Below are 14,468 nucleotides of genomic sequence, written 5' to 3'. Positions count from 1 at the left end.
GGTAGTGCCGATCTCGATTGACGACCATCGTCAATCGACGTGACGGCCGCCGGGCTCGCCGGCCACGGTGTCGCCATGACCACGACCCCGGCCGCCGCGACCCCCGACGACACCGCGTCCGCCCCGACCATGGGCGACGGCCGCGCCGGGCCCGCCGCGGGGCGGCTCGGGCCGACGCCGGTACGCGAGCGACCCCAGCGCCCGCGCCTGGCCACCCTGATGCGGACCTCCGGCGGCCCCCGCTACACGACCGCGCTCGCCGTGGACGCGCTCGGAACCGGGATGTTGCGCCCGTTCCTGCTGCTGTACGGGATCCAGGTGCTCGGCCTCGGCGTGGCCCGCACCGGCACCGCGATGTCGATCGGCATGCTGTTCGGCCTCACCGCCGTGCCGTTCCTGGGCCGGTGGCTCGATCGCGGCGCGCGCAGTGCGGCGGTGGCCGCGGCGATGTCCATCCGGGTCGTGGGCGTCGCGATACTGCTCGGCAGCGCCGCATGGGGTGGCTCCGCCGTGTGGGCGTTCACCGTCGCCGCGCTGTTCCTGGGCATCGGCGACCAGTGCTGGGCGCCGGCGCACGCGGCGCTGGTCGGTACGGTCGCCGACGAGCGATATCGGGACGCCGCGCTCGCCGCCGGCCGGTCGTTGCGCAACGCGGGCCTGGGGGCCGGCGCGCTGATCGCCACGGTGGCGATGGCCGGGGGTACGGGGGCGCTGCGGATGCTCGCGGCGGTGACCGGCATCGGCTACGCCGTCGCCGCGTTCCTGGTCCGCTCGCTGCGGGTGACCGCGACGGGCCGGTCGGGGGATCGGGACACCTCCGGGCCGAACGAGCCGAAATCGCGGGCCGCCGGCGGGTCGCGGATCACCGCGCTCGACGTGGCCAACCTCCCGTACGCGTTCTGCTTCAACGTCCTGGAGGTGGCGCTGCCCGCGGTGCTGGTCTCCCACCTGCACGCGTCGCCGGCCTGGTCCGCCGGCATCTTCGTGGGCAACACGGTCATCGTGGTCGCCACCCAGATCGCCGTCGTGGTCTGGCTGTCCCGATACCCCAGGCGCTCGGCCCTGGCCGGCGCGGGGCTCGTGCTCGCCGTGTCCTACCTGGGATTCTGGGCGGCCGGCGGCCTGGGCGGCAACGGCGGGGCGGCGGCCATCGCGCTGGTGTCGGTGCTCTACACAGCCGGCGAGATCATGTACACCGGCAGCGCCATCGCCCTGATCGTGGCCACCACACCCGCCCATCGCCTCGGCCGCGCGCTGTCCCGCTTCCAGCTCTCCTCCGGGCTCGGCGCTGCGGCGTCGCCGGCGGTACTGATGGCGTTGTTCGCGGTGGGGCCGGGGTTGTTGTGGGCTTCGTTGGCGGCGGCCACGCTGGCGGCGGCGGTGGCGGTACGGCGGTGGGCCCCGGACGATCACCGGGCGCCGGACGCTCGCAGGGCGCCGGACTCTCGCGGGGCTGCCCGCCCCGGCACGGCCGACGGGGCCCGGTCGGTGATCGACCGGACCCCGTCGTGAGGGTGGTGCCGCGACCCGGGCCGCGAGCGCCGACTACACCGGGGGCGCGACGCCCGCGAGCGCGGTCGTCACGCTCGTGACCAGGCCGAGGAGGTCCTTGGCGATGTTGGCGACCACGGTCGGCACGTCGGGGTTCGGGGTGCCCGGGGGAACCGCGACCAGCGCCTGAACCGCCTTGAGCAGGTCCTGGCCGTCCTTGAGCAGCGCGGCCACCGCGTCGGGCGGCGACAGCGGCACGGGCAACGACCCCGCGCGTACCGGAGGGGCGACGGGGGTGGCGGGGAGCTTGCCCAGCAGCGCCTTGGCCAGGGCCTCCAGGGACGTGACCGCTTCCTTGACCTTGGCCACGTCGGGCGGGACGGCCGTGGCGGCCGCGACCAGGTCGCCGACCGCCTTGGTCACCGCACCGACCGCGCCCAACTGGTCGATCAGCTTGATCGCCGCGTCCGGCACGGGTACGGCCGCGGGAGCTGCGGCGATGGTGCGCGGTGTTGCCGAGGCGGTGCCGACCTCGGTGACGGCCACCGCCGCCCCGGCACCCATGAGGAGAGACAAGCCGGTGGCGGCGGCGACGATCCGGGTGTTGCGCATGACTGATGGACCCTTCCATAAGGAAATGGGGAGTGCTCATCAACGGTCACCCGGAAGCTCACATACAGCAACCGGAGCATCACATAAAGTATTGAGCCTCGGCGTGTCGCCCGCCTGCTCCCGCGCGGGCGGTGCCTCGACGATGGCCTCCTCGCGCGAGCTGCACGGTTTGCGCGACGCGAGCCCGGCCGCGCGGCCGTCGTCGGGGTGCACGGGCCGTGGCTCGCGCCGCTTGCGTATCGCGGACCCGGACCGGGGAACTCCGCAAGCCGTGGCGAAGGTTGACGGTATGACAGGTGGCCGGCGCCGATTATCCGGGCCGGCCCGTCCGAGGGGGACGAGAGGCAACCACGTGGACGCGACCGCGATCGTCGAACTGCTCGACACTCCCGAGACCCGGGCCGATCCCTATCCGCTGTACGAACAGGCCCACCGGCTGGGCCCGGTGGCGCGGGTGAGCGACATGCTCGTCCTGGTCACCGGGTACGCCGCCGTCGACCGCGTGCTGCGCGATCGGGACTTCGGCGTGGTCGACCCCGAGCTGACCGCCACGATGTTCGGCGACTGTCCCGAACCCCCGTCGCTGGAACTGTTCGGCCGCTCGATCCTGCAGGCCAATCAGCCCGCGCATACCCGGATGCGTGCCCCGATAGCGGCCGTTTTCACCCCCCGCCGGATCGCCGCCATGCGACCGGCCGTCGAGCGGGCGGTGGACCGGCTCCTGGACGACCTGGCCGCGGCCGGACGTGGCGGCGAACCGGTCGACTTCATGGACCGGTTCGCCTTCCCCCTGCCGGTCGGGGTGATCTGCGAACTGCTCGGGGTGCCCGAGGCGGATCGACGTCGATTCCGGGGGTCGGCGCACGACCTCATGGCGGCCCTCGAGTTCATGACCGTCGAGCGCGACCTGACCGCCGCGGACCGGGCCGCCGTGGAACTCCAGGCCTATTTCGCGGAGTTGGTCGCGCAGCGGCGGGCGCACCCGAGTGAGGACCTGGTCGCCACCCTGGTCGCGCGGCGCGACGCGGACCCGGACAGCGGGATCACCGACGCCGAGCTGATCGCCAACCTGGTGCTGCTCCTGGTGGCCGGGTTCGAGACCACCACGAATCTGCTCGGCAACGGCCTGGCGCTGCTGTTCGGGCACGACGGTGCGCGCACCGCGTTGGCCGGGGGGACGTTGCCGCCGGGCGACTTCGTCGAGGAGGTGCTGCGGTACGACTCGCCGGTCCAACTCACCTCGCGGATCGCGCTCCGCGACGGCCTGGAGATCGAGGGCGTCGCCGTGCCCAGGTTCGCCGAGGTGCTGCTGCTGATCGGCGCGGCCAACCGTGACCCGGCGCGCTTTCCCGAGTCGCAGCGGTTCGATCCCTGGCGGGCCGAGATCGCGCCGCTGAGCTTCGGCGCGGGGATCCACTATTGCGTCGGCGCCATGCTCGCTCGACTGGAGGCGACGGTGGCCTTCCCGCGATTCCTGGCCCGCTTTCCCGCGTCTGCCCAGGCGCCGGGCGCGGTTCGGGACGACCGCCTGCTTCTGCGCGGATACGGCGAACTCCCGATCACCGTTGGCGGTTGATCAGCCGACAGCCGACAGCCGACAGCCGACAGCCGACAGCCGACAGCGGACAACGGGGCGACGCCCCGGCCGATGGGTGGCCGGGGCGTCGCGGGGGTCTGTGCCAACGTGCGGTCGCGCCGGCCGACATGGATCGATTCGAGTGGGGTCACGCGGGTCGGTTCACCCGGCCGCGGAGTCCCCGTGGGCGGCGCGCTCGTGGATCCGCTTGCCTCGGCCCGGCGGCAACGCGGGCTCCAGCTCCGGCAGAACCTCGGCCAGGAGTCGCTCGAAGTCGTCGTTGTCGAGCCACTCGGGCTCGGCCTCGGGCTGTCGCTGATGCTCGTCCATCCCCCGATGCTGTCACGTGACGGTGTGGTTGGCTGCCACAGAAGCCCAATCGATTGGCAAACGGCATCCCAACCCATTCAGGGCAAGACGACCAAGCCCTGTTCGAAATGGGCCGGTTCGGCCTGATTCACCGGCTCGCACAGGGGGTGGGGCGGCCTGGTGACGTCCACTACATTCACGCACGCCGACCCCGATCGGTTCCCCGGATCCGTCGGCGAATCCGACCGATGGCCCCCGCTGCCCCGAAATCCGGGAGCGGGGCGAGGAGTCCGCGCGCGTCCATGGCCGAGAATCCCACCCCGGGAGCGGCTCGGGTCCGGCGGAGGTCCGTCCGGGGCTGTCCGAAATACCCCTGGCGCGTGTCGACTTCCCCGGTGCCGGCCCCGACACCATCGGCTCCCGCAGGCGCGGGGGTCGGATCACGGTGTGGGGGCGGTCGGGGTGCGGCGTGATGGCGGTCGTCGTCGTCACGCGGGCCTGCCGCACACCTGATGGATCATCAAATCCTGGTGACGGGACGGTGAATCGTGGTGGGCGAGTTTGGCCGATTGGGCTCTACCTCTTGGCGACGGAACCCCGCAGTGCTTCAATGTGACTCGTCCTAGTTAGGAAACTTTCCTAACAAAGGGTTTCAGCCGGCAGCACGCCAAGCCCCCCGAACATGGCCGTCATCGGCCGGAACGGAGACGCACGTGCACGCTCAACTCGGACGCAGCCGCAAGCGCCTGACCCTGCTTGTGGCCACCGGCCTGCTGATCGCCGTACCCGGGCCGCTGGCCCACGCGGCGACCACCGGCGCGGCCTCGTCGGGTTCGACCGCCTCGGCCACGGCCGCCGCGCGCGTCGACCTGGACGACCCGCACAAGAAGGACATCGCGATGCAACTGGTGTCCAGCGCGGAGAACTCCTCCCTGGATTGGAAGGCGCAGTACAAGTACATCGAGGACATCGACGACGGCCGCGGTTACACGGCCGGCATCATCGGCTTCTGTTCCGGCACGGGCGACATGCTCGACCTGGTCGAGCTGTACACCGCGCGCAAGCCGGGCAACGTGCTGGCCAAGTTCCTGCCCGCGCTGCGCAAGGTCAACGGCTCGGACTCGCATTCCGGGCTGGGCAGTTCGTTCGAGAAGGCCTGGGCCACCGCCGCAGGCGACGCCGACTTCCGCAAGGCGCAGGACGACGAACGGGACCGGGTGTACTTCAACCCGGCGGTCAACCGCGGCAAGTCGGACGGCCTGGGTGCGCTGGGCCAGTTCATGTACTACGACGCCATCGTCATGCACGGCGACGGCGGCGACCGGGACAGCTTCAGCTCGATCCGCGCCAACGCCCTGAAGAAGGCCAAGCCGCCGGCCCAGGGCGGCAACGAGACCACCTACCTCAACGCCTTCCTCGACGCCCGCAAGGTCGCCATGAAGCACGAGGACGCGCACAGCGACACCAGTCGGGTCGACACCGAACAACGCGTCTTCCTCAAGGCCGGCAACCTCGACCTCAACCCGCCCCTGAACTGGAAGGTCTACGGGGACAGCTACTCGATCAAGAGCTGACCCCGACCCACGGCGGTCCCGGATCCCCCCGACCCGGGACCCCGACCCTTCCCATGCACCGCAAGGCCGCCGCTCTCCCGCGGCGGCCTTCCGCATGCCCGGCGGGTCGCCCACACGGCGGCCGCATACCGCGTCAACTGCACAACCATATGGTTGTCCATGCTGTCCGGCCACCACCGGTGCGCCGATCGAGCCCCGCCGCCTCCTCGGGCGAGTCGCGCCGGGACACGCGACCACCGGCTGTGGGTGGGGCGTGTGAAGATGGCCCGGTGACGGATGTGGGCTGGGATGCGGCTTTGGTGGGGCGGGGCGAGGAGGTCGCTCGACTCGAGGAGGCACTCGGGCGTGGGCGGGAGGGCGATCCCTGTGCCCTGCTCGTGGCCGGGGACGCCGGTGTGGGCAAGACGCGGTTGTTGGCGGAGGCGGCGGCTCGGGCTGCCGGAGCCGGGATGACCGTGTTGACCGGGCACTGCGTGGACCTCGGCGACGTCGGGCTGCCCTATCTGCCGTTCGTCGAGGTGCTGCGGCGGTTGGAGGCGGACGAGCGCCATGCCGCCGTGCTGGCCGCGCATCCGGCCGTGGAGCGACTGTTGCGGGCCGGCGGGGGCAGGGAGCACGCCGGCGAGATGCCGGACTCCGGGGTGCGGCTGCGGCTTCTGGAGGACGTCGCCGGACTGCTCGGGGACCTGGCCGAGCAGGCGCCGGTGTTGTTGGCGATCGAGGATCTGCACTGGGCCGACCAGTCCACCCGCGACCTGCTGCGCTTCCTGCTCAGCCGACTCCTGCCGCAACGCCCGGGGGCGGCCGGCTACCAGCGGCTGACCGTACTCGTCTCCTACCGCTCCGACGACCTGCACCGCCGCCACCCGCTGCGCCCGCTGCTCGCCGAACTGGTGCGCCTGCCGTCCGTCGGGCGGCTCGACCTGCGGCCGATGGACGACGACGACGTGGCCCGCCTCGTCCGCGGTCTGGCCGCCGACCCGCTGCCCGAGGACACCGTCCGGACCATCGTCGAGCGCGCCGAGGGCAACGCCTTCTACGCCCAGGAACTGCGCGCCGCCACCGACGACATCGACGGGGGCGTGCCCAGCGGCCTGGCCGAGGTGCTGCTCACCCGGATCGAGCAGATGTCGAGCGTGGCCCAGCGAGTGCTTCGGACCGCGGCCGTGGCCGGGCGCCGAGTCGAGCACGGACTGCTGCGGGACGCCGTCGAGCTGCCCGACGACGAGTTGGAGACCGCGCTGCGCGAGGCCGTCGGGCGGCACCTGCTGGTCGCCGACGAGGGCGATACGTACGCGTTCCGGCACGCGCTGACCCGCGAGGCGGCGTACGCGGACCTGCTTCCGGGCGAGCGGGTCCGGATCCACGCCGTGTTCGCCCGGCTGCTCGGCGAGCCGGGCCGGCGGTCGGGCAGTGCGGCCGAGCGCGCCCACCACTACCGCGCCGGTCACGACCTGCCCGGCGCGCTCACCGCCTCCGTCGAGGCCGCCGACTCCGCCGCCCGGATGGGTGCGCCGGCGGAGGAGATGCGCCGCCTCGAAGCGGCCCTGGAGGTGTGGGACGCGGTGCCCAATGCCCGCGAACTGGTGGACAGCGACGACGTGACGCTCATGATGCGCGCCTCGGCCGCCGCCGTGCGGGCCGGCGAGGCGCATCGGGCCGTCGCGTTCGCGCGCAGCGCGCTGGACCGGGTCGGCGAACACGCCGACGTCGACCTCGCCGTCACCGTGCGCTACACCCTCGCCTCCAGCCTGATGAACGTGGACAACCTCCACGCCGCGTTCGAGTACAGCAGCCAGGCGCTCGCGATGATCCCCGCCGACCCGCCCTCGCGCACGTGGTTGTGGGCGGCGGCCACCCACATCCAGGCCGCCTACTACCTCAACGACGACGAGACCGCGCGCCGGCTGGGCCACCAACTACTGGCCGCCGCCGAGGAGTTGGGCACCGACGATGCGCTCGCCGACGCGATCATCTCGCTGACCGGGCTGGAATGGGGCAGCCGCCAGGTCCTGGAGGGACGCGAACGGCTGAGCCAGGCACGCGACTTGGCGCACAAGTCGGGGAACACCACGATCGAGTTGCGGGCGCTGTTCAACCTGGCCATGGGTAGCTTCGAGTCCGGCCGACTCGCGGAGAGCCTGGGCTGGCTGGACGAGGGCCTGGAACTGGCCCGCCGCACCACCAGATCCACCTCGCCCTACCCGCTGGACATGCAATACCTGCGCGCCCAGCTCCTGTACACCCTCGGCCGCTGGGACGAGGCGCTCGAAGTGGTGCCCGAGACGGTGCCGTCCGCGTTCCGACACGTCGCGGAGGCGGCGCTGTACGTCCCGCTGGGTCGGGGCGAGCCGGGCGTCGCGGAGCGGGCCCGCGCCCTGTTCGAGGAGCGGCCGTTCAACTGGATGGGCACCCTGGTCGGCAGCCTGGTGCTCACCGACGAGGCGGCCTGGCGCGGCGATTCCACGGCGGCGGCCGAGTGGGCGCGGCGCGCGCTCGACGCGTTGTCCGAGGACCGCAACCCCTACCCCGACGCGGGCATCCGGATCTCCGCCCTGGCCCTGTCCGCGATCGGCGACACCGCGACCGAACTGCGGGCGGTGGGGGACACCGAGGCGGCGGCCCGGGAGGTGGCGCGGGCGGAGCCGTTCATCGAGCGGGCCCGCACCACGATGTCCTGGCCCAATCGGCGCTTCCCGCGCACCGGACCCGAGAGCGTCGCCTGGTTGTCGCGCGCCGAGGCCGAGTGGTCGCGGGTGCGCGGCGAGGTCGACGTCGCGTTGTGGGAGAAGACCGCCGAGGCGTACGGCTACGGCAACGTCTTCGAGCAGGCGCGCAGCGAACTGCGGCTGGCCCAGGCCCTGGTGGCCGCCGACCGGCGGGAGGAGGCGACCGCCCTGGCACAGCGGGTACGGGAGACCGCGGAGCGGCTGGGGGCGGTACCGCTGCGCGACGCGGTGGACGCCATGGTGCGGCGCGGGCGACTGGCCGGTGCGGCGGCGTCGGCCGACGAGGTGACGCTGACGGCGCGCGAGCGTGAGGTGTTGGAGCTGCTGGCGCGTGGGTTGAGCAATCGGCAGATCGGCGAGGAGCTGTACATCAGCGCCAAGACCGCGAGCGTGCACGTGTCCAACATCATGGCCAAGCTCGGCGCCTCCCGCCGCACGGAGGCCGTCGCCCTGGCGCGGCGCAGCGGGTTGATCCCCGACTAGGCCCTGTCCGGCGGCCTGTCGCGGTGGTGCCCGGTGCGGGCTTCGCGGGACGGTCCGGGCGCCCCTCCGGCCACCCGTGCGCTCCCTTTGGTACCCGTAGCGTGCCTCGGCCCCGGGCATACCCCACTTGTCGGCCGGGAGGGGTTCGGGATGGCGGGGCATGTGCCACCGGAGTTGGGCGAGTTCGACGAGCTGGGCGAGGGCTACGACACGCCCTTCGACGGGGAGGCGGCGAACGCGGGACTGGGTCGTATGGTCACCCGGTTGCCGGTCGCGTTGGCGCAGGTGTGGCGCCTGGCGTGGGCGGCCAGTGGGCGTGCGGCGGTGGTGTTGGTATGCGCCCAGGCCGCCGCCGGGGTGGCCACCGCACTGGCCCTGTTGGCCACGTCGCGGGCGTTGTCGGCGCTGTTCGCCTCGGGGCCGGCGGCGGACCGGGTCGGCGACGCGGTGCCGGCGGTGATCGCGGTGGTGCTCGCGACCTCGGCCCGCGCCGGCTTGGAGACGGTGGTGCAGGCGACCCAGGCCCGCCTGTCGCCGGGGATCCGTCGGGTCGCCGAGGAGCGCTTGCACACGGCGGCGGTCGGCGCCGAGTTGGCCGCGTTCGACGACGCCGACTGGCACGACGCGCTCGCCCGGGCGCGCGACCGCGGCATCGACCACGCCCAACTGGCCCTCGCGCACGCGGTCGAACTGCTCGGCGCCCTGGTCGGTTTGCTGGTCGGCATCGGCGTGGTGACCGGGCTGCACCCGGTACTGCTGCCGCTGTTGGCGCTGTCGATCGCGCCGCAGGGATGGGCGGCGCTGCGCTCGGCCCGGATCGGGTTCGAGGGCATGGTCCAGCGCATGACGCTGTATCGGCGCCTGTGGTTGTTCGCCGACCTGCTCACCGCCCGGGAGGCGGCGGCGGAGGTGCGGGCCGGGACCGCCGAGGAGGCGCTGTTGACCGAATTCCGGCGCCTGGCCCGGCTGGTCGAGCAGGCCGAGGTGCGGGTGGGCTACGCCCAGGTGCGGGTGGGCGTGGTCGGGCGCACGTTGTCCGGCCTGGCGTTGGGGGCCACCTATGTGGCCCTGGGACTGCTGGTGCGGGCCGAGATCGTGCCGCTCGCGGTGGCCGGTACGGCGGTGTTGGCGGTGCGTACCGCGAGCGGTTCGCTGGCCACGCTGATGGTGGCGGTGGACCGCCTCTATGAGAAGTCCCTGTACATCACCGACTATCACGCCTTCCTGGCCGAGGCGGCCGGCCGGGCCCGCCCGCCGGCGGTGTGCGAGGTGCCGGACGGGTTTGCCGAAATCCGGTTACGGGACGTTTACTTCGCGTATCCCGATAGCGCCGGCCCGGCGTTGCGCGGGGTGGATCTGGTGATTCGCCGGGGCGAGACGGTGGCCCTGGTCGGGGAGAACGGGTCGGGCAAGACCACGCTCGCCCTGCTGTTGGCCGCGCTGCACCGGCCGGACAAGGGCACCGTGCACTGGGACGGCACCGATCTGGCCATGGTTGACCCGGTGGGGGTCCGCGAGCAGGTGGCGCTGGTGATGCAACAGCCCACCCGGTGGCCGCTGACGGCGCGCGGCAACATCGTGCTCGGGCGCGCCGATCGGCCGGACGCGGACGGGACCGCGCTGACCCGGGCGGCCCGGGACGCGGATGCGGACGGTCTGATCTCGCGACTCCCGTACGGCTACGACACGTTGTTGTCGAAGAAGTTCCGCGCCGGGGTGGACCTGTCCGGCGGCCAGTGGCAGCGGATCGGGATCGCGCGCGGCTTCTACCGGGACGCCCGCCTGCTGATCGCCGACGAGCCCACCGCGGCCCTGGACGCCCGCGCGGAGCACGCGGTCTACGCCAATATCCGCCGGCTCGCGGCCGGTCGCACGGTGGTGCTGATCAGCCACCGGTTGGCGTCGGTTCGCGAGTGCGACCGGATCGTCGTGTTGCGCGCCGGCGAGGTGGTCGAGCACGGCACCCATGAAGAACTGATGCGCGAGAACGGCGAATACGCCGACCTGTATCGCATCCAGGCGTCGGCCTACGTGGACTGACCGGACAGGACAACACCCATCCCATCGCTCAGAGTTCGTCCAGAAGCAGCAGTGACGGCGGACGCTCCGTGCTCGTCGGGTGCATGCGCAGGAGTTGGTGCAGGGCGCCTGCGCTGCCCGGGAGCAGGGATGCCGTGGTGGTGTGCCGGGTGGACGGGGTGTGCGGGCCGTAGGTTTCGAGCCCGGTCAGCAGGAGCGCGTCGAGGTGGGCCCGGGTGGGGGCCTGCGGCAGGTGGGATCGAAGCTGCTCGGGGGCGCCGCGCAGGAGCGTGTCCAGGAGTTCCCACGAGCCCAGGTCGCCGTGGCACAGCGTGTAGTCCCAGCCGAAGCCGGTGCGCCAGGTCGCGGCGGCCGCGCGCAGGGCTCGGTCCAGCTGCTCGGGGGCGCCGGTGCGCCGGTACAGGTCCCAGCCGGCCAGGCCGATGCCGGTGCTGCCGTGGCACCAGGAGTCGAGGAACAGGACCTCGTCCCGCTGCCGGCCGTCCAGCCAGCTGCGCACCTTCGGGTCGTACAGGGCCTCCTGGAACGCCCAGGCCAGGTCCGCGAGTTCGAACCACTCCGGCTGGTCCGCGGCCAGACCGAGTCGGGTCAGTGCCCAGGCGATGCCCGCGGCGCCGTGCGCGAAGCCGCCGATGCCGTCGGGGAAGAGTACGGTCGGCCAGCGGGCGGTGCGTCGGCCGCGGGCGTCCTCCTCGACCACGGCGTGTCGCCCGAGCAGTTCCGCGGCGGATTCGGCGACGTCTCGCCAACGGCGGTCGCCGGTACGGTCGGCCAGCGCGAGCATGGGCACGATCAGCCCGGCGGCGCCGCCGGCCAGGTCGAGGATGGTGTCCTCGGCCAACAGGCCCGATGCGCGCTCGGCGTGCCGGATCGCCCGGTCCAGGTCGGCCGGCCGACCCGACGCGGTGTGCAGGGCCAGCCAGGTGCGGACCGCCGCGCCGATCCCGTCGAACGCGCCGACCCGGGTGGTGGGTACCGCGTCCTCCATCGCCGCCAGTGCCCGGATCGCCCCCTCGGTCAGCGCCGGCAGCCCGTCCACGGCCGGCACCCGGCCCGCGCCGGACTCGGTCAGATACGCCCGCAGGGCCAGTGCGACGCCGGCCTGTCCGCTGTACAGGTCGGCGGCGAACGGGCGCACGTTGAAGCCACTGTCGGTGTACACCGGCCCGATCCAGGTGGCCGTCCCGTCCGCGCCGACGACGGCCCGGGCGCACAGGTCGCGCGCGGATTCGGTGGCGAGGGCACGCCGGCGTTCCTCCCGTCGGTCGGGTCGTACCGTCACCTCGCGGTGTCGTTCCCCCTCGGGCATCGCGCTGCGGTCGCGGTAGACGCCGAGCAGCGAGGAGCGGATCATCACCTCCTCGAACTCCGGGTCCCCGGCCCGCCAGCGGGCGACGCTCTCGTCGAGCAGGTGTGCGGGATCGCCCCATTCGGTGCCGCGCGGTCCGGTCATCCGCCCCCGCTCGGGCCGGACGCCGAAGAACGGGATGTCGCCGTCGAGGAGATCGGCGACCTCGGCGCCGACCACCTCCGGCGTGTCGGGGGCGCCGTGCAGCGCCTTGGCCTGGCGGATCAGTACATCCCGCGCGCGCTCGACGGCCGGGCCCTCGTCGTGCAGCGATGCGGGATGCCAGAGCATCCGGGCGATCTCGACGTAGACCTGGGTGGGGCGCAACACCACCCGCAGCTCGCAGCCGGTGAACACGTCGAGCATGGGTCGCAGCCGCCCGGCCGCGTCGAGTCCGTCCAGGCGGGCGCGCAGGTCGCGGTAGCCGTGCACGATGTCGTCCTGGTGGGCGAGCGGGTCGGCGTCGGGGGCGGGCAGGTTGGCCGATCCGGCCACGTCGGCGGGCTCCATCGTGAGCCGGGCCAGATCGGTGCCGGCGCCGCTGATCACCGGTACCGGGACGCGCGGTTGCTGGTCGGGGAGGGCGCCGACGGCGGACATGTCCACGCCCTGCAGGGCGAGTTGGCCCAGGCGCATCGGCAACAGGCCGGTACGCAGCACGGTGCGCCGGACCGAGGCGGCGGCGGTGTCGAAGGCGTCGCCGAGTCCGCTTGCGCCGACCCGGGGTTCGGGGCTGAACAGTGTCTCGCAGTCCACCACCCACGGGACCGGGCCGCAGGCGATCACGTTCTCCGAGTGCAGGTCGGTGCCGCCGAGGAGTTGTACGACGCACATCCACTCGCCGAGGCCGCGGTAGAAGCGGGACTGTTCGGCGGCGTCGGCGCAGTAGCGGTGTTCGACGTGTTCGGCCCAGCCGTAGTCGGCGCCGAGCAACACCCTTGGGACCGCGATGCGTTCCTCGCGCGGGATGTGGGCCAGGAGGGTGTCGACGGTGGTGGCCAGGGCGACGTCCACGGCGAGTGCGCGGGGTTTGTACACCACACGGCCGGCCTCGAAGCGGAGCAGGGCCACGGTACGGCCGCCGCGATGCGAGTCGCCCGCGTCCGTGCCGATCTCGACGAGTTCGCCGGGGCGCCTGCCGAGCAGGTCGGTGAGGCGGTCGCGATCGGCGGCGATGCGGCGGGCCAGGGTGAGCAGGGCCGTGCCCCGATTGCGGATCACCCGGTCCAGGCGCGGGGCGAACGCCGGGTAGTCGGCGTCGAGTTCACTCCAGAACCCGGGCTCGGCGGCACGTTCGAGGAATTCCTGCCAGCGTTGTTCGCTGGTCGCGCGGGTGAGTCGGCCGGACATCCGGGCGGCGTGCAGTTCGAGCAGGAGCAGTCGGTTGGCCTTGGGGCGCACGGAGTCCAACAGGCCGCGTCGGGCGGCGCGCAGCAGGATCTCCCGCTCGGTGGTGGACAGCGGGTCCGGCACGGCGCGCAATCGGCGCCGGAAGCGGTTCAGGGCGGGGCCGATCAGCGGCTCGAACGCGGTGTCGAACTCACCCGCGTCGTCGTAGCTCACCACGGGACGGGGCCGGACCGGAATCGCCATCTGCGGATCGCCACCCAATCGAGACGGACCCGCCGCCCGACCCCGATCGCACGTGCGATCGGCGCCGAACGGCGGACCGGCGAGCTTCGGTCAACAACAGGCGCGGGTGCGCGACCACGAACAGGCGGTGCCACAGCTGATCGCCGCGACGTCGATCTCGGTGAGGCCCTGTTCCGTGGCGGATCCGCCGATGTAGAGCGAACCGGCGGGGTTCTCCACGCCGTCGGCCGTCTCGGCGCCGGAGCGCCAGGCGTCGACGACGGTGTTCCGCGTGGCATTCGATGCAGTGCGCATGACGATACCTTTCCGCCGATGTCGATGACTACCGGCGGGTACACCGGGTTCAACGATCATCGACCCTGGGTGAGGGAAGTGCGGCAGGCACACGTTAGCGCCCGGGTGTCGTCCGCGACAGACTTCCGCGCAACGAGGCGAATTCTCCACTCCCAGGCCGGAATCGAGTGGTTCGCACGCGGCCCGACGGGCGGCCGGGGGTGATCGATGGGCCCTCGCGACGCTGCGACCGGCCGGTTTTCCATCTCGAACGTGGTCCGGGATTCGGAACGGCTCTTGTCATTGGTCTAGTCCATTGACAGTCTTGGGCACGTCGCCGACGGTCATCGCTCCATGGCTCGTCGGTGGTTCCCGTACGGCAATTCCGCCCAATTCGAGCGTGAGCCGACACTGCTCCGTCGGCGTACCGAACTTTGCAC

At 72.6% G+C, this 14,468-nt stretch carries 9 protein-coding genes; 5 read left to right on the top strand and 4 right to left on the bottom strand.

Features of this window, described 5'->3' with window-relative positions; translation table 11 throughout:
• Positions 1–219 precede the first annotated feature (219 nt).
• The gene (locus tag ACWGR4_RS24930) at positions 220–1,512 is read left to right on the top strand and encodes an MFS transporter (protein ID WP_452129787.1); all 1,293 of its coding nucleotides are present in this window, start codon (positions 220–222) and stop codon (positions 1,510–1,512) included.
• Between the two features lie 33 nt (positions 1,513–1,545).
• On the opposite strand, the gene ACWGR4_RS24925 is transcribed toward ACWGR4_RS24930, so the two are convergent.
• The gene (locus ACWGR4_RS24925) at positions 1,546–2,103 is read right to left on the bottom strand and encodes a hypothetical protein (RefSeq protein ID WP_452129768.1); all 558 of its coding nucleotides are present in this window, start codon (positions 2,101–2,103) and stop codon (positions 1,546–1,548) included.
• A gap of 352 nt (positions 2,104–2,455) precedes the next feature.
• Between ACWGR4_RS24925 and ACWGR4_RS24920 the strand changes: the two genes are divergently transcribed.
• Positions 2,456–3,679 carry a cytochrome P450 gene (locus ACWGR4_RS24920; RefSeq protein WP_452129769.1) on the top strand — a complete coding sequence of 408 codons (1,224 nt, stop codon included), beginning with the start codon at positions 2,456–2,458 and terminating at the stop codon, positions 3,677–3,679.
• A 162-nt stretch (positions 3,680–3,841) separates the two neighbouring features.
• Here ACWGR4_RS24920 and ACWGR4_RS24915 read toward each other — a convergent pair whose 3' ends face one another.
• On the bottom strand, positions 3,842–4,009 hold the full coding sequence (locus tag ACWGR4_RS24915; protein WP_380007183.1) for a hypothetical protein: 168 nt from the start codon (positions 4,007–4,009) through the stop codon (positions 3,842–3,844).
• Positions 4,010–4,746: 737 nt separating this feature from the next.
• Between ACWGR4_RS24915 and ACWGR4_RS24910 the strand changes: the two genes are divergently transcribed.
• The 3 genes from ACWGR4_RS24910 (at position 4,747) to ACWGR4_RS24900 (ending at position 10,814) form a co-directional block, all read left to right on the top strand.
• Positions 4,747–5,562 carry a chitosanase gene (locus tag ACWGR4_RS24910; RefSeq protein WP_380007448.1) on the top strand — a complete coding sequence of 272 codons (816 nt, stop codon included), beginning with the start codon at positions 4,747–4,749 and terminating at the stop codon, positions 5,560–5,562.
• A 269-nt stretch (positions 5,563–5,831) separates the two neighbouring features.
• Positions 5,832–8,774: a helix-turn-helix transcriptional regulator gene (locus tag ACWGR4_RS24905; protein WP_452134240.1), complete on the top strand. Its 2,943-nt coding sequence runs from the start codon at positions 5,832–5,834 to the stop codon at positions 8,772–8,774.
• Positions 8,775–8,924: 150 nt separating this feature from the next.
• A complete protein-coding gene (locus ACWGR4_RS24900; RefSeq protein ID WP_380007180.1) occupies positions 8,925–10,814 on the top strand; it encodes an ABC transporter ATP-binding protein in 1,890 nt (629 codons plus the stop codon).
• 28 nt (positions 10,815–10,842) lie between these two features.
• On the opposite strand, the gene ACWGR4_RS24895 is transcribed toward ACWGR4_RS24900, so the two are convergent.
• Together ACWGR4_RS24895 and ACWGR4_RS24890 are read right to left on the bottom strand one after the other, a co-directional pair.
• Entirely contained in the window at positions 10,843–13,755 is a 2,913-nt protein-coding gene (locus tag ACWGR4_RS24895) for a type 2 lanthipeptide synthetase LanM family protein (RefSeq protein ID WP_452129770.1), read from the bottom strand.
• 90 nt (positions 13,756–13,845) lie between these two features.
• Complete coding sequence (locus ACWGR4_RS24890) at positions 13,846–14,049, bottom strand: DUF6229 family protein (protein WP_380007174.1); 204 nt, start codon at positions 14,047–14,049, stop codon at positions 13,846–13,848.
• Positions 14,050–14,468: the final 419 nt, after the last annotated feature.

The organism is Embleya sp. NPDC055664 (genome assembly GCF_053618075.1).
This window is presented reverse-complemented; position numbering and strand designations above follow the sequence as displayed.